The following is a 15236-nucleotide window of genomic DNA, read 5'->3' as shown; positions in this document are numbered from 1 at the left end:
GATGATCCGATGACGAACTCGCCGCCGACCCCGATGGCCACGGCTCGCGCTCTGGAGCTTGTCCTGGAGTACGCCGGTCTTGGCTTCGAGTTGAAGCAAGGCCCCGCGCCAGGTGGTTGCCGCCTCCGGTTGGCTCCCTCGGTCGCTTACCCCTGGACACACGGAGACGTGCGGGCCCACTTGCTCGCCGAGGGCATCACCGCCGAGGTGGAACACCTCGCGCCTGCGCCACGCCCTGGCCATGGGCTGGTTCTCACCCTGCCTTCGGAGCAGGAAGTTCAGGCTCTCGGGCGGTTGTTGGAGACGCGTCTCACCGAGGCCCAGAACTCGGCATTGCAGCTGCATCGCGCCCTTGCCCGCATCGGCGTCGAGCGGCATGTGGAGATCCAGGACGTAGGGAGCCGGGCCCTCATCGACATCGGCATGCTCGATACAGACACTGCCGCGCTGCTCTACCGCCGCCTCGGCGGTGACGAGCTGGTCCTGCGCGCCCTCGACCTCGGGGACTGGCACGACCACGAGCGGTTCGCCCGGGAACTGGAGCGGGCGCTCGCCGCGACCGGCCAGGCGCTGCCCGTCGAGTCGGTACCCACCTGCGGGCATTGTCGCGGCCTGCGCGGCGGCAACCGCATCCGCCTCGACTACCTGGATGCCGACGACGCGCTGCTCCTCGCTGACGCGTTGCACCGGAACACCGCATCGGCAGGCTCTTTCCGGCCCAGCAGCTGACGCACGCACCGCGCAAGCCACCCTCGCACCGGTTGACCCGGAAGAAATGGGGCCCCTCATGTTCCGCCCTGCCGCCGACGCCGTAGATCCCGACATCGCAGAAGTGCCGACGCCGGCACTGGTGGCCGACTATGTGGCCGAGCACATCGCGACGGCCGCCCACGAGCTGTGGCCGACCTCCGTTGTCCAGCCCGGCCCCGTCGTCCCGAGCGTGACCAGCCATGTACAGCAGCTCACTGTCGACGGCGACACCGTGTACGCGAAGAGTGAGCTGCTCGGCATGTCGCTCGTCTCCATCGTTCGCGGGCGGGGCGGCGACTGGCCGACTGCCCAGGCCGCCCAGCGCGCCTACCTCGCCAGACCCGGCACCCTCCTCGAACGGGAGGCCGATCAGCTTCGAGTGCTCGCCGCCGCCGGGCTGCGGGTGCCCAAGGTTCTCGGTCGCCGGCCCGGGGTGCTGTTCACCAAGTACGTGGGCGGAGCGACCCTCGCCGAACTGGTCGCGGCGTCTCCCGGGCGTACGGCCGACCTCCTGCACCTCGTACGCCAAGAACTCGCGCCGGTACTGCGCTCACCTGACGTCGTTGCACTGGTCGACCGCGCGCCGATTGTTGAGAGGTCGATCCCCGGGACCTTCCTGCGGAAGTTCAGCGGCGTCAACGGTGCGGTGTACTTGGGGCGGCTCCCCTTCGGCAACCTGCTCCGGGAGATCGTTCTTCGTCTGCGTCGGGCCAATGCCTCTGCCGCGTTCGCATTGTCGCGACCGGTCGTTTTCGGAGACCTCAAGCCGGAGCATGTGCTGTTCCCCTCCGATGGTGGGCGGCCCACGTTCATCGACCCGGGCCTCATGCGTAATCCGCCCTGCGCCGACCTCGCCAAGCTTCTGTCCCGACTCTTCCTGGACCTGGTCGCCTGCCGGCCCGGAGCGGGCGCCGTCCGCGTGGTTCTGGAGCAGGCCGCGGTCCATACGGACGTCGCGGCGGCGCATCTGTCGGCCCCGGAGGAGAGTGCGCTTCTGCGGCAGCTTGTCGCCCTGTGGCTGATGGACACCACGAACATCCTCACCACGTACCTCTCGCACCCAACGGGTCTGCCCATGACCCGAATCGGAGCGGCCGTGGTCTCCGAGGCCGGAGCCGTGTGCCGGATGCTCGACCTCTGCACCTCCGCGCTCGTTCCCCTTCGTTCCGGGCGCGACCTGTGGCGTCTGTGCCTGGCCCACGTCGCGCAGGCGGCGACCCGGTGACGGCCGTCGGCATCATCGGCGCCGGGGCCGTCGGCCAGGCTGTGGGTGGGCTCCTGGTCCACGCGGGCTGGTGCGACACAGTGATGGTGGCGTCGCTCCACGGACGCAGCGCCGACGGGCTTGTCACCGATCTGGAGGACATGAGCCTCGTCAGTGCGTCTTCCGCGCGAGCGCGCCGGGCCGACCTCGCCGGAATGCAGTCGTGCGATGCTCTCGTGCTCTGCCCGCGAGCCGCCTTCACCAACGACCGTACGACAGACATCCGCATGGCCGGGCTCGCCGCCAACGGGCTCATGATCCGGAGCCTCGGCCAGAAGCTGGCCGGGTTCACCGGCCCGGTCGTCGTGGTGACCAATCCCGTCGACGTGATGACCCGCCTGTACGCGGAGGTGTCCGGCAGTACGCGGGTGTGGGGGATCGGCTCCAGCACCGACACGGCCCGGTACCGGCTCATCCTGGCCCGGAGGATGGGGGTACCGACGGAAGCTGTACGAGGACACGTCATCGGCGAGCACGGGGACCTGGCGGTGATCTGCGCCTCCTCCACCACCGTCGACGGTCGGGCCGTCCCCGTCCCCGTGCAGGCGATCCGGGCAGAGATGGCCGCGCGGCCCGGCCGGATCGCCGCTGGGATCGGCAGGGTCCGTTCCGGTCCTGCCGCTGCCACCGTGGCCGCCCTTGCCCTTGTTCTGGGTGTCACGGACGGCTCCATCGAGCTGTCCGCACCGAGGAACGGCGTCTATCTCGGAATGCCGTTGCACTTCTCCTCGGGGCAGCCCACGGTATGTCTCCCGCGTCTGGACGCCGGAGAGATACGCGATCTCGCAGCCGCAGAAGCCACATTGCAGTCCACCTACCACCGCCTTTGCCCGACTCTCGAGGAGATGTCCGCGTCATGACCTTCGCGACCCGCATCACGACGGCCGACGGCCCATCGGTCACCGTCACCAGTGAGACCTCCGCCATCACCGACTGGGTAGGCCGATACCTGGGCTTGTGGTGGACGGCTGAGAACGTCGACCCGGGCACCGCCGACGGTCCGGTCATCCGCGCCGACATCGACGAGCGACAGCACGCCGCGCTTGGAAGGCGCGTGCTGGCCGGGCTGCCGGAGGTGATTGCGTACGCTGCCGCTCCGATGCTGGTCAGCCGTAGTGAGAGCGGTCTTGTTACGGCTACGCAGCCGGAGGACCGGCTGTCGTACGAGTGGGACCCGGGTGCCACCCGTATGCGCATCGTCGGTACCGATGAGACCTCCGTCGCCACCGCGACCGCCCGGCTGGCCAGAGAGGTCGTCCGGGGCCGGCTCCTCGCCGATGGCTGGCAGATCCTTCATGCGTCGGCCGTCACCCGCCCCGCCGACGGGGCGACGCTCCTCACCCTCGGCAACAAGGGCGCCGGGAAGACGACCACCGGGTTCCTTCTGGCGCGTACCGGCGGGTTTCAACTCCTCGCCAATGACCGGGTATTCGCCCGCTTCGACGGCGAAGTCATCCGCGTCCTGCCCTGGCCCAGCGCGGCGGCCATCGGCTTCGGGCTGCTCGATGCCCTTGGCTGGTACGAGCCGGTACGCGCCCGCGTCCGGGCCGGTGAGCAAATGCATCCCACCCAGAAGCAGAAGGTGACCGACGCGCTCCTCGCCGGTGACCGTACGCCGCTGTGGAAGGCGTCGGGAGTCGAGATGAAACCGCAGTTCTTTCCCGATCAGCTGGAATCCTGGCTCGGGCTGACCTTGGCGACCGAAGGGCATGCCGTGGGGATTCTCTTCCCGGAGATCAAGGCGAAGACCGTCCCCGGGCTGACCACCGTCGCCCGCGGCGTGGCCGACGCCGACTTCTTCGGCTCCGCCACGGAGGACCGGTACCCGGATGTGTTCGGGCTGCTGCCCGCCGAGACCTCCACCAAGGAGCTCGCCGGGCACCTCGGCCGGCTCCCGCACCAAGCGCTCACCATGAACCACGATCCCGACGCCAGTACCGCCGTCCTGCTGGACGCCGTCGACAGCGTCCTCTGACACGTGAAAGGGCGCGGAGTACGGGACCGTATCCGTACTCCGCGCCCTCGTTCAGGAGGAACAGGGGCCGCGGCGGAGGCGCGAAGGGGGGCTGCACGGGCCTTCAGGTCTGGTGACCGGGCCGCCCTCCGCGTACCACCGCACTGGCATCGCGCCACCGCCGCGGCCTCGTCCTGCCCGCGTCGCGCGCAACCCCTCATCCGGGTGGACGCGTCGGCGCGGGCAGGGTTCGGGGGGTGAGGTCAGTCCTCGCGGAGGGCGCGGACCGCCTTCTCCACGCGCTTGCCGTACTCGGGGTCGGCCGCGTGGAAGTGGGCGAGGTTCTTCTCGATGACGTCGTCCCGGGAGACCTGGGACAGGCCGCCCGCGATGTTCGCGACCAGGCGGTCCTTCTCGTCGGCCGTCATCAGGCGGTACAGCTCGCCGGCCTGGAAGAAGTCGTCGTCCTTGGTGTGGGCGGGCGCCTCGTGGGTGCCGGTCCAGCCCTGGACGGGGAGCGGGGCGGAGAGCGCCGTGTCCGTCTGGGCGGGGCCCGCGTACGAGTTGGGCTCGTAGTTCTTGTCGTGGCGCGAGCCGTACCGCGTGGCGTGCAGGCCGTCGCGGCCGTAGTTGTCCGCGGCCGCGGCGCGCGGCGCGTTCACCGGGAGCTGGGTGTGGTTGATGCCCAGGCGGTAGCGCTGCGCGTCCGCGTAGGCGAACAGGCGGCCCTGGAGCATCTTGTCCGGGGACGGGCCGATGCCGGGCACGAAGTTGTTCGGCGAGAACGCGGCCTGCTCGACCTCGGCGAAGACGTTGTCCGGGTTGCGGTCGAGCACCAGCCGGCCCACCCGCTGGAGCGGGTAGTCCGCGTGCGGCCACACCTTGGTGACGTCGAACGGGTTGAAGCGGTAGTCCGCCGCCTCGGCGGCCGGCATGAGCTGCACGTACAGCGTCCAGGACGGGTTCATGCCGCGCTCGATGGCCTGGAGCAGGTCCGTCTGGTGCGAGCTGCCGTCCTTGCCGACGAGCTCGGCGCCCTGGGCGGCGGAGAGGGAGCGCACGCCCTGGTTGGTCTTGAAGTGGTACTTCACGAAGTACGCGTCGCCCGCGGCGTTCGTCCACTGGTAGGTGTGCGAGCCGAAGCCGTTCATGTGGCGGTACGAGGCGGGGATGCCCCGGTCGCCCATCAGCCAGGTGATCTGGTGCGTGGCTTCGGGGGAGTTCGCCCAGAAGTCCCAGACGTTGTCCGGCTCCTGACGGCCCGTGAACGGGTCGCGCTTCTGCGAGTGGATGAAGTCGGGGAACTTGATCGGGTCCTTGATGAAGAACACCGGGGTGTTGTTCCCGACGAGGTCGTAATTGCCGTCGTTCGTATAGAACTTGAGCGCGAACCCGCGCGGGTCGCGCACCGCGTCCGCGCCGCCCAGCGAGTCGGCGACGGTGGAGAAGCGGATGAACGTCTCGGTGCGGCGGCCCACCTCGGAGAGGAAGTCGGCGCGGGTGTACGCGGTGACGTCGTCGGTCACCTCGAAGTAGCCGTACGCGCCGGAGCCCCGGGCGTGCACCACGCGCTCCGGGATGCGCTCCCGGTTGAAGCGGGCGAGCTTCTCCAGGAGGTGGCCGTCCTGGAGGAGGATCGGGCCTCCGGCACCCGCGGTGGCGGAGTTCTGGTTGTCGGCGACCGGGGCGCCGGACTCGGTCGTAAGCACACGCTGCGTCATGGTGTCGGGGCGACCTTCCGTACGGGAGCTGCTGAACTGCGACGGCCAGGGGGCAGATTCCTGGGGGCGTGTCCGGAGCGTAAAGAGACCCCGGTTGCGGCGTCAACAGTTTGTTGAAATTCGTGGTGGGAGGGTGTTCCGGACGGCGCCGGCGCCTGGGCGCGACAGGACAGGTGTCAGCGACGGCACCGTCCGGAAGTCTGTGGGAGGGGGAGCGGCCGGTCTCAGCCCTGGACGGGCTGACCGGACAGGCGCTCGACCGAGCGCAGCAGCGCCGAGTGGTCCAGGCCGCCGTCACCCTGCGCGCGCAGCGAGGCGACGAGCTGAGCGACCACACCGCCGACCGGCAGCGCGGCGCCGACGTTGCGGGCGGCGTCCGTGACGATGCCCATGTCCTTGTGGTGCAGGTCGATCCGGAAGCCGGGCGCGAAGTCCCGGTTGAGGAAGTTGTCCTTCTTGCGGGTCAGCACGGTCGAACCGGCCAGACCGCCGTTCAGCACGTCCAGCGCGGCGGCGAGGTCCACGCCGGACTTCTCCAGGAAGACCACGGCCTCGGCGCACGCCTGGATGTTCACCGCGACGATCAGCTGGTTCGCGGCCTTCACCGTCTGGCCGGAGCCGTGCGGCCCGCACAGCACGATGGTCTTGCCGAGCGCGTCGAGCACCGGCTTGGCCGCGTCGAAGTCCGCCTGCTCGCCGCCCACCATGATGGACAGCACGGCCTCGATCGCGCCGGCCTCGCCGCCGGAGACGGGGGCGTCCAGGACCCGGATGCCCTTCTCGGCGGCGTTCTTCGCGAGGTCCACGGAGGTCTGCGGGGTGATCGAGGACATGTCGATCAGCAGCGCCCCGCGCTTCGCGTTCTCCAGGATGCCGTCGGGGCCGTAGGCGATGGCCTCCACCTGCGGGGACGCGGGCACCATCGTGATGACCACGTCCGCGTCCCCGACCGCCTCGGCGATCGAGGAGGCGCCGGTGCCGCCGGCCGCCGCCAGGCGGTCGACCTTGTCCTGCTCCAGGGTGTAACCGGTGACGTCGTAACCGGCCTTGATCAGGTTCTCCGACATGGGCGAACCCATGATGCCGAGACCGATCCACGCGACCTTGGGGAGGTTGTTGCTCATGAGGGTGTCTTCCGATCTACGTGTGGAGGGGGCTCTCGCCGCGCTCAGCGGGCGGGCCGCGCCGCGGCCGGGAGCCAGTCGAAGGAGTCGGCGCTCGGGCGGTCGCCGGGCTTGTACTCCAGCCCGACCCAGCCCTCGTAACCGGCCTTCGCCAGCTCGTCCAGGAGCTGCTCCAGGGGGAGCGAGCCGGTACCGGGCGCGCCGCGGCCCGGGTTGTCGGCGATCTGGACGTGCCCGGTCCTGTCGGCGTACGCGGTGATGACCTGACTGAGGTCCTCGCCGTTCATCGACAGGTGGTACAGGTCCAGCAGGAACTTCGCGTTGCCGAGGCCGGTCGCGGCGTTGACCCGGTCCACGACCTCGATCCCGGCCGGCGCGCTCACCAGCGGATAGCGCGGCGACTCCGGCGCGTTCAGGGTCTCGATCAGCAGCACCGCGCCGATCCGGTCGGCGGCGCGGGCCGCCAGGACCAGGTTCTCCAGGGCGAGTTCGTCCTGGGCGGCGGGGTCGACGCCGTCGACCCGGTTGCCGTAGAGCGCGTTGAGCGCCTTGCAGCCGACCGAGGCGGCGAAGTCGGCCGCCACCTCGATGTTGGCCCGGAAGCGATCCGACTCCGCACCGGGCACGGAGAGCGCGCCGCGGTCGGGGCCGGGGAGCTGTCCGGCGTAGAAGTTCAGGCCCACCAGCTGGGTGCCGGCGTCGTCGAGCGCCTTCTTGAGGGCGTCGAGCTCGGCCTGCTCGGGGGTGGGGGTCTCGATCCAGGGCCACCACAGCTCGACCGCCGTGAAGCCGGCCGCGGCGGCTGCCGCGGGACGCTCCAGGAGCGGGAGTTCCGTGAAGAGGATCGAGAGGTTCACATCGAAGCGCTGGTCCGGGTAGCCCATGAGGGTTTCGGTGCTCCTTCCGTATCGCGGAAGTTAGTTTCTGCTTAATGGAAGATTGCCCGGCGGGTGGCGGGGCTGTCAAGGGGGTGCCCGGAATGCGCGCCGGTCAGGGAGGCGGCGTGGCCCCTCGGCGGCCACGCGAAAGGCGGGGCGGAGGCCCGTCGGCCCACCGCCCCGCCCGTACGTCCCGCTACCGGATCACCCGGCCGGAACCGTGTCCTGGAACGTGGTCCCCGCCGCGCGCAACGCGGCGATCTTCGCGTTCACCTGCGAAGGCGTGAGGACCTTGTCCTTCACGTGCAGCACGTAATCCACCTGCTGGTCGTACGCACGCGGGCTGGTGCTCGTCTGACCGGCGAGGTCGATCAGCCACTGGTTGAAGTTGATCGACATCCCGCGCTCCGGCAGATAGGCCGCCCCGTGCGTGCCGAAGAGCCGGCCGTCGATGTAGTACGTGATCGCGTTGTTGTCGATGGTCACCACCAGGTCGTGCCAGCCGGCGTAGCTCTGCCGGGACTCGGTGTGCTGGTTGACGGCCTCCCACGGGTCGGGCCGGTAGGTCTCCCACGAGGTCGTGTAGAGGATGTTGCCGCTCTCGCCCCAGCCGCCGTTGGGCAGGTACTCGAAGTCGTACTCGGCGTAGTCGTCCGCCATCGGCGCCTTGAGGTCGTTGATGGTGAAGAACGTCTGCACCAAGTGGTCCCCGTCCGGGCCCGACTTCGGCGCGTCGTTGAACTTGACCCGCGCCGCGTAGGTGCCGTTGCGGAACTTCATCGACTGGGTCAGGATCTCGGTCTGCTTGGTCGACTCGCCGCTGCCCGCCGTCGACGTCTCCAGGTTCATGATGGAGTTGCCGCTCTGCGTGGCGAACGTGACGTTCTCCGGCGCCCAGGTGGCGCCGGGCACGCCGGGCCCGCCCGCGTTGGAGCGGACGCTCCAGCCGTGCGCGGCGATCTGCGGGTCGCTGTGGTTGCTGTAGTTGAAGTCGTCGAAGAGCGTCGGCCCGTCCTCGCCCGGGTCCGTCGGATCCGTCGGGTCCGTGGGATCGGTCGGGTCCGTGGGGTCGTTGCCCTCGGGGGCCGTGCCCCAGACCGTGGCGCCGCCGAGCTGCGCGGTCACCTTCGACCAGTCGGCGTACGCGGTCGAGCCGGCGCCGAACGAGTAGTCGTCGCTCTGCGTCAGCGGCTGCCAGTTGGACCGGTAGAACCGCAGCTGCATGTCACCGGTGTCGGCACCCGGTGCCAGGGAGCCCGCACCGGAGGTGAAGCCGATCTCCAGGTAGCGGTCGGCGGTGGCGGTCGGATGCGCGAGCGTGCCGAACGTCCCCGTGATGTTCCCGCAGCCCTTCACCGCCCAGGAGCAGGCGAACCGGTAGACCTCGCCCACCGCGTCGCCCTTGAAGTAGTAGCGGACCTTCACGTCGTTGAGCTGCACGGACCCGCTGCCGGTGTTGCGCACCTTCAGCCAGGGCTCGCTCTGGTCGGCGCTCGCGCCGGACGCGCCGGTGCGGTATTGCACGGCGATCGGTTCGCCGGCGGCGCTCGCCGTCGTCGGGACGGCGGCCAGGGCCGTACAGCCGAGCGCCACGGTGACGGCGGCCGCGGCGGCGGCGCGCAACCGGCTCTTCGCGTGTGACTTCATGCGTCTGTTCCTTCCGGGAACGTCGTGGGTGAGCGGGGGATTCACGGGGTCGGCGCTGTTCCTGGGGATGCCGCGGTGAGCGGCCGGGGGGGAGACCCCCAAGGGCGGTAGCGGACGCCGAGCGCGTCCAGGCGGGTGGTGTGGTGGCCGAGGCGGGACAGGAAGCCGGGCCAGCCGTCGCCGCCGCCGGACCAGGCGCGGTCCGCGAGGGCGCACAGCCTCGGATACGTCTGGTACTCGATCCGGTCCGGGGTGCGCGCGTACTCCGTCCACAGCTGGGCCTGCGTGCCGAGCAGCCGGGACGCGTCGCCCGGCTCCCAGTCGTCGGTCAGCGAGCGGTCGCCGTGCACCGTGCGCAGCTCGACGGGCGGGCCCGGCTGCGTGAGCGGTTCGCCGGGGGCGTCGGACTCCGCGTAGTCGAGGTAGGTGGCCCGGTAGTGGGCGGCGACCACCTGGTGGCCGCGGCGGGCGGCGGCGCGGGCGTGGGCCGGGTCGCGCCAGGTCATCACCGTGAATTCCGGGGGGAGTTCGGTGCCGGTCTCGGCCCAGCCGACCGGGATACGGCCCCGCTCGGCGACGTACGCCCCGATGCGGCCCATGAACCAGCCGTGCAGGGCCCGCGCGTCGGGCAGCCCCTCGGCGGCGGCCCGCTCCCGGGCCGCCGGGCTGTTCTCCCACTCGGTGGTCGGGCACTCGTCGCCGCCGACGTGGATGTACGGCGACGGGAAGACGTCCATGACCTCGTCCAGCACGGTCCGGCAGAAGTCGAAGACCTCCTCGTGCACCCCGAACACCGTGTCGCAGACACCCCACTTGGTCCACACGCCCAGCCGCCGCGACGGGTCGTTGCCCAGCTCCGGATGGGCGGCCAGGGCCGCGCGCACATGGCCGGGCATCTCGATCTCCGGCACCACCCGCACCCCGCGCGCCTCCGCGTACCGGACGAGGTCGCGCAGCTCCCGCGTGGTGTACGCCCCCGAGTGCGGGACGCCGTCGAAGCGCTCGACGGGGCCGCCCGGCGGACCGGCCATCGACTGGGTCCGGTGGCCGCCGATCCCCGTCAGCCTCGGGTACGCGGCGACCGGCATCCGCCAGCCCTGGTCGTCGGTGAGGTGGAGGTGCAGCGTGTTCAGCTTGTGCAGGGCCATCAGGTCCACGTAACGGCGCAGGTAGGAGACCGGCTGGAAGTGCCGGGCCACGTCGAGCATCGTGCCGCGCCACGGATGCGCCGGGACGTCGCTGATCTCCACGCACGGCAGCGTCCAGGCCCCGCCCCGCCGGGCCCCCGCCGAGAGCGCCTCGGAGGGCAGCAATTGGCGCAGCGTCTGCACCCCGCACAGCAGGCCGGCCGGCCGGGCCGCCCGCAGCAGCACCGTGTCCGGGCCGATGGTGAGCCCGTACCCCTCCTCGCCGAGGTCGCTCAGCTGCGGGTCCAGGGCGAGCACGACGCGGCCGGTGGCGGAGGGGGCGAGGGGGAGCCCGGTGCCGGGGGCGAGCAGGGTGCGCAGCAGGTCGGCGGCGCCCTCCGCGCCGGGGTAGGCGCGGATACCGGTGTCCGGGGTCAGGGTGAAGCGGCCGGGGCGCGCGGAGACCTTGCGGGGGCGGGGGACGAGGGAGTGTTCGGGGCGGGGTGCGGGCATGCGGGGCCTCCGGAAGGGGGAGCGGGGTCGTCGGTCAGCCCTTGACGGCGCCGGCCGCGAAGCCGGAGGTGACATGGCGCTGGAGCAGCAGGAAGACCACCAGCGCGGGCAGGGCGAAGAGGGTGGAGGCGGCCATCGTGGCGCCCCAGTCGGTGCCGAAGGTGTTCTGGAAGGAGGACAGCCAGACAGGCAGGGTGCGGCTGTCCTGATGCTTGATGATCAGGAAGTTGGCGTACGCGAACTCGTTCCAGGCGGTGATGAAACCGAACAGCGAGGTCGCCATGAGACCAGGCGCGAGCAGCGGCAGGGCCACCTTCCGGAAGGCGGCGGTCCGGGTGCAGCCGTCGACCTGCGCGGCCTCCTCCAGCTCCGGCGGGATCGTCCCGATGAAGCCCCGCAGCACGATCACCGAGAACGGCAGCGTGACCATGAAGTAGACGAGGGTCAGCGTCGGCAGCCGGTCCAGCATGTCCGTGTCACGGGAGATGATGTAGATCGGGATGATCAGCGACTCCCAGGGCGCCATCTGCGCGATGAACACCATGAGCATGAACTGCCGCCGCCCCTTCCAGCGCAGCCTGGCCACCGCGTACGCCGAGGCCAGGGCGACGATCAGCGCCAGCAGGATCGAACTCACCGTCACCAGAACGCTGTTGCGCCAGAACATTCCGAAGCCGTCGGCCTGCACGGCGGTGCGGAAGTGGTCGAGCGTCCAGGTGTGCGGGAAGAGCTGCGGGTCGGAGGACTGGATGTCCTTGGACGGTTTGAACGCGGTGGAGATCATCCAGTAGACGGGGAACAGACAGACCAGGACGGTCAGCGCGGCCGCGGCGTTCAGCGGAAGCCGCCGCAGTCGGGCGCTACGGGTACGGCTCATCGGATCTCGTCCTCCTGGCGGAGCATCTGGCGGAAGTAGAGGACGAGCACCCCGGACATCAGGACCACGGTGACCATCGAGGCGGCCGAGCCCAGGTCGTAACGCTGGCCGGCGAGCGCGGTCTGGACCGCGTACACGGGCAGGATCGTCGTCGCGTCGCCCGGGCCGCCCCGGGTCATCACCCAGATCTGGACGAACGCCTTGAACGTCCAGATCACCTCCAGCGAGAACACCAGCAGGAAGATCGGCCGGAGCACCGGCAGGGTGACCGAGCGGAAGATGCGGGCGCCGCTCGCCCCGTCCAGCCGCGCCGACTCGTACAGCTCGGTCGGGACCGTGGTCAGCGCGGAGTAGAGGGTGATCGCCGCGAACGGCACCGACTGCCACACGACCAGCAGGACGAGGATGGCGAAGGCGGCGGTGCCGTGCGCGAACCACGGATACCGGTCGAACGAGGAGAAGCCCGCACCGGTCAGCAGATGGTTGACGATGCCGAACTCGGAGTGGAACAGCCACTGGAAGACCGTGGTGGCCGCGATCACCGGCATCGCCCAGGCCAGCACCAGCGAACTGAGCACCACCGTCCGGGCGATCTTGCCCAGGCGCTCGGTCATCAGGGCGACCAGTGTCGCGATCACCATGATCAGGACCACGTTGACCGCCATGAACAGGAAGGTGCGCCGGACCACCTCCCAGAACCGCGGATCGCTCAGCAGGGTGCGGTAGTTGCGCAGCCCGACGAACTCCGCGTCACCCGTGATCAGCTGCCGCAGCCGGAAGTCCTGGAGCGAGATCAGGACCGCCCGCAGCAGCGGATAGACCAGCAGGTAGAGCATGCCGCCGACGGCCGGTGCGATCAGGGCGTACGGCCACAGGCCGCGCGGTTCCCCGGACCGCCGCCGGCGGGGCGGCGGTCCGGACGTGCCGGGTACGGCCCGGCGCTTGGGGCTGGGGGGTGCGGTCCGTTCCCGGATGACCGACACGGCACGCCTCCTCTCGGGGGTCTGGACGGATGAGCGGGAGGGGATCAGGAGCCGGAGTTCATGGCCCGGGTGATGTCGGCGGACGCCTTGGTGGCCTCCTTCACCGGGTCACCGCCGGTCAGGACGGCGGTCATGTAGTCCTTCATCGGGTTCTCCGCCTCGACCGCGGCCCAGCTCGGCGTGTTGGGCGTGGCGTGGCCGTTCGCCGCGCCGACCGCCATCGCGGCGGCGCCCGGGTCGGCGGCCACCGCCGAGGCGAGGGTGGTCCGGTTCGGCACGTAGCTCATGGCGACGGCGAGCTTCTTCTGCCAGGTGTCGCCGGTGAGTTCCTTGATGAAGGTGAGCGCGGCCTCCTGCTTGCCGGAGGCGGTGGGGATCACCAGGTCGGAGCCGCCGGTGAAGACGGCACCCGGGGTGTCGGCGGTCTTGCCGGGGATCGGGAAGAAGCCCAGCTTCCCCTTCAGGTCCGGGTTCTTCTCGATGACGACATTGGCGCCGCCCGGGGTCGAGATGACCTGGGCGACCTTGCCCTGCGCCATCACATCGGCCTGCGGCGGATCGGCCTCGTCGGCGTCCTTGGGGCCCTTGCCGAGCGCCTGGAGCTTCCCGTAGAACTCCATGCCGCGCAGGGCCTCCGGAGTGTCCAGGGCGCCCTTCCACTTCTCCCCGGACTCGGTGGCGAGGTCGCCGCCCTCGTCCCAGACGAAGCCGGCCAGGGCGTACCAGGTCTGGCCCGGCAGGTAGATGCCCTGGTTGCCGCCCTTGTTGAGCTTCTCGGTGGCGGCGATCCACTGGTCGCGGGTCTTGATGGTCTTCGCGTCGACGCCGGCCTTCTCGAAGAGGTCGGTGCGGTAGATGACCACGCGGTTGGCCGCGTAGTACGGGATGCCGTACTGCTTGCCCTCGTACGCCCCCGGCTCGGCCAGGCCCTTGAGCCAGTCCTTGCCGTTCAGCTCGTCCACCTTGTCGCTCAGGTCGAGCAGCCCGCCGCTCTGCGCGAACTGGGCGACCTGGGTGTTGCCGCTCTCGATGACGTCCGGGGCGTCGTTGCTGGCGAGCGCGGCGGTGATCTTCTCGCCGATGCCGTCCCACTCCTGGATCTGGATCCGGGCCCGGATGTCGGGGTGGGCCTTCTCGAAGCCCTGGACGAACTCCTTCTGGAACTGCGCCGAGACGCTGTCGCGCATCAGCCAGACGTCGATGCTGGTCCGGCCGTCACCGGACGCGTCGGAGGAATCGTCGGACGAGCCACAGGCGCTGAGGACGGCGGCCAGCACGAGCGCGGACCCACCGGCAAGCAAGCGGTACTTCACGGTTCACCTCTGGGAGAACAGGACCTGACCACCTGACCAGTGAAGGCCGCTGGACAGCTCACCTCTTGTTGGTGGATGAAGGTGGCATGGACCAATGGAGCCGTCAAGCCCCTTGTATTCAAAGGGTTTTGGCGATCTCCCGGAGAGGTGGCCCGTAAAAGCGGCTACACTCCACCTGACCAGTGGTCCAGTGGTCAGGTACCTAACCCGCCAGAAGGGGGCAGCGCATGGACGCCGACGCATCGGGGACGGTGCTCAAACGGGAGCGGGCCCGTGACACCATCCTGGAAATGATCGAGTCCCGGCGCCCGGGCGACGTGATCCCCTCGGAGCGGTCCCTGTGCGCCACGCTCGGCGTCTCCCGGCCCACCCTGCGCGCCGCGGTGGACGAGTTGGTCGCGACGGGGCTCCTCGTGCGGGAGCACGGCCGGGGCATGTTCGTCGCGCCCGAGAAGATCACCCAGGAGCTGATCTCGGCCGACCTGGCCCTGTCCGTGCCGCAGGCGGCCGGGGCCTGGTCGAGCCGGCTGCTTGAGTTCACCACCCTCCAGGCCGGCGCCCGGGTCGGCCGGAAGCTGCGCATGTCACCGGCGGCCGACATCGTGTACGTGGCCCGGCTGCGGCTGGTCGACGGCGCGCCCATGGCCATCGAGCACCTGCACATCCGGGCGGAACTTGTACCCGGCCTGTCCGCCGAGGAGCTGGAGAGCGGCGACCTGTACGAGCACCTGCGCGAGCGCCACGACGTGCACGTCCACGAGGCGGTCCAGGCGATCGAGCCGACTGTGGTGACCCGCGCCGAGGCCCGCCTCCTGGATGTGCCCGAGCTGTCCCCGGCGCTGCTCTTCGAGCGGCTGACCTCGGACACGACGGGCCGCCCCGTCGAGTACGTGCACTCGCTCTACCGGGGCGACCGCTACCGCATCGTGTCCCGGCTGGCGCTCGGCCCGGCCGCCGCCGTCGCGCCGGTCGAGGGCGGCCACCATCCGGGCATCCCGCCGGGCGACTTCGCGCAGCGGGAGCCGATCACGTCCTCGACGCGGGGGGACATCCAGTCCGGGGACTGAGGGGTGGGTGGGGGCTCG

At 70.4% G+C, this 15236-nt stretch carries 13 protein-coding genes; 5 read left to right on the top strand and 8 right to left on the bottom strand.

Translation table 11 applies throughout. The features are described 5' to 3' along the window. Positions 1–9 precede the first annotated feature (9 nt). Genes OG867_RS03800 through OG867_RS03785 form a run of 4 tightly spaced genes read left to right on the top strand, consistent with a single transcriptional unit; the run spans position 10 to position 3989 of the window. Positions 10–729 (top strand): hypothetical protein, encoded by a 720-nt coding sequence (locus OG867_RS03800; protein ID WP_406282717.1) that lies wholly within the window; start codon positions 10–12, stop codon positions 727–729. Then, a complete protein-coding gene (locus tag OG867_RS03795; RefSeq protein ID WP_406282714.1) occupies positions 650–1975 on the top strand; it encodes a phosphotransferase in 1326 nt (441 codons plus the stop codon). Before OG867_RS03800 ends, OG867_RS03795 begins: the two co-directional genes overlap by 80 nt. Then, entirely contained in the window at positions 1972–2874 is a 903-nt protein-coding gene (locus OG867_RS03790) for a lactate/malate family dehydrogenase (protein WP_406282711.1), read from the top strand. The genes OG867_RS03795 and OG867_RS03790 overlap by 4 nt, the downstream gene beginning before the upstream one ends. Then, positions 2871–3989, top strand: coding sequence for a hypothetical protein (locus OG867_RS03785; RefSeq protein WP_406282708.1), 1119 nt, complete (start codon positions 2871–2873; stop codon positions 3987–3989). Before OG867_RS03790 ends, OG867_RS03785 begins: the two co-directional genes overlap by 4 nt. Positions 3990–4231: 242 nt before the next feature. Here OG867_RS03785 and OG867_RS03780 read toward each other — a convergent pair whose 3' ends face one another. From OG867_RS03780 to OG867_RS03745, 8 genes are all read right to left on the bottom strand, one after another. Continuing rightward, a complete protein-coding gene (locus OG867_RS03780) occupies positions 4232–5689 on the bottom strand; it encodes a catalase (protein ID WP_406282705.1) in 1458 nt (485 codons plus the stop codon). 224 nt (positions 5690–5913) lie between these two features. Then, on the bottom strand, positions 5914–6813 hold the full coding sequence (locus tag OG867_RS03775) for a 2-hydroxy-3-oxopropionate reductase (RefSeq protein WP_328903191.1): 900 nt from the start codon (positions 6811–6813) through the stop codon (positions 5914–5916). A 44-nt stretch (positions 6814–6857) separates the two neighbouring features. Then, entirely contained in the window at positions 6858–7697 is an 840-nt protein-coding gene (locus OG867_RS03770; protein WP_406282702.1) for a TIM barrel protein, read from the bottom strand. A gap of 198 nt (positions 7698–7895) precedes the next feature. Continuing rightward, the gene (locus OG867_RS03765) at positions 7896–9338 is read right to left on the bottom strand and encodes a cellulose binding domain-containing protein (protein ID WP_406282699.1); all 1443 of its coding nucleotides are present in this window, start codon (positions 9336–9338) and stop codon (positions 7896–7898) included. A gap of 41 nt (positions 9339–9379) precedes the next feature. Continuing rightward, positions 9380–10978, bottom strand: coding sequence for a beta-N-acetylhexosaminidase (locus tag OG867_RS03760; RefSeq protein ID WP_406282696.1), 1599 nt, complete (start codon positions 10976–10978; stop codon positions 9380–9382). Between the two features lie 34 nt (positions 10979–11012). After that, positions 11013–11855, bottom strand: coding sequence for a carbohydrate ABC transporter permease (locus OG867_RS03755; RefSeq protein ID WP_406282693.1), 843 nt, complete (start codon positions 11853–11855; stop codon positions 11013–11015). Further along, the gene (locus tag OG867_RS03750) at positions 11852–12838 is read right to left on the bottom strand and encodes a carbohydrate ABC transporter permease (protein ID WP_406282690.1); all 987 of its coding nucleotides are present in this window, start codon (positions 12836–12838) and stop codon (positions 11852–11854) included. Before OG867_RS03750 ends, OG867_RS03755 begins: the two co-directional genes overlap by 4 nt. A gap of 44 nt (positions 12839–12882) precedes the next feature. Then, entirely contained in the window at positions 12883–14151 is a 1269-nt protein-coding gene (locus OG867_RS03745) for an extracellular solute-binding protein (RefSeq protein ID WP_406282687.1), read from the bottom strand. 227 nt (positions 14152–14378) lie between these two features. Here OG867_RS03745 and OG867_RS03740 point away from each other — a divergent pair, with 227 nt between their 5' ends. Beyond that, positions 14379–15218, top strand: coding sequence for a GntR family transcriptional regulator (locus tag OG867_RS03740; protein WP_406282684.1), 840 nt, complete (start codon positions 14379–14381; stop codon positions 15216–15218). Positions 15219–15236: the final 18 nt, after the last annotated feature.

Source organism: Streptomyces sp. NBC_00209 (assembly GCF_045206345.1).
Classification (GTDB): Bacteria; Actinomycetota; Actinomycetes; order Streptomycetales; family Streptomycetaceae; genus Streptomyces.
Note: the sequence above shows the minus strand (reverse complement) of the source record. Positions and strands in the feature narration are given on the sequence as shown.

Excerpts from the sequence above, each read along its gene's own strand:
- OG867_RS03770 (WP_406282702.1), bottom strand. The coding sequence starts at position 7,697 with ATGGGCTACCCGGACCAGCGCTTCGATGTGAACCTCTCGATCCTCTTC.
- OG867_RS03740 (WP_406282684.1), top strand. The coding sequence starts at position 14,379 with ATGGACGCCGACGCATCGGGGACGGTGCTCAAACGGGAGCGGGCCCGT.
- OG867_RS03785 (WP_406282708.1), top strand. The coding sequence starts at position 2,871 with ATGACCTTCGCGACCCGCATCACGACGGCCGACGGCCCATCGGTCACC.
- OG867_RS03760 (WP_406282696.1), bottom strand. The coding sequence starts at position 10,978 with ATGCCCGCACCCCGCCCCGAACACTCCCTCGTCCCCCGCCCCCGCAAG.
- OG867_RS03765 (WP_406282699.1), bottom strand. The coding sequence starts at position 9,338 with ATGAAGTCACACGCGAAGAGCCGGTTGCGCGCCGCCGCCGCGGCCGCC.
- OG867_RS03755 (WP_406282693.1), bottom strand. The coding sequence starts at position 11,855 with ATGAGCCGTACCCGTAGCGCCCGACTGCGGCGGCTTCCGCTGAACGCC.
- OG867_RS03795 (WP_406282714.1), top strand. The coding sequence starts at position 650 with ATGCCGACGACGCGCTGCTCCTCGCTGACGCGTTGCACCGGAACACCG.
- OG867_RS03800 (WP_406282717.1), top strand. The coding sequence starts at position 10 with ATGACGAACTCGCCGCCGACCCCGATGGCCACGGCTCGCGCTCTGGAG.
- OG867_RS03775 (WP_328903191.1), bottom strand. The coding sequence starts at position 6,813 with ATGAGCAACAACCTCCCCAAGGTCGCGTGGATCGGTCTCGGCATCATG.
- OG867_RS03780 (WP_406282705.1), bottom strand. The coding sequence starts at position 5,689 with ATGACGCAGCGTGTGCTTACGACCGAGTCCGGCGCCCCGGTCGCCGAC.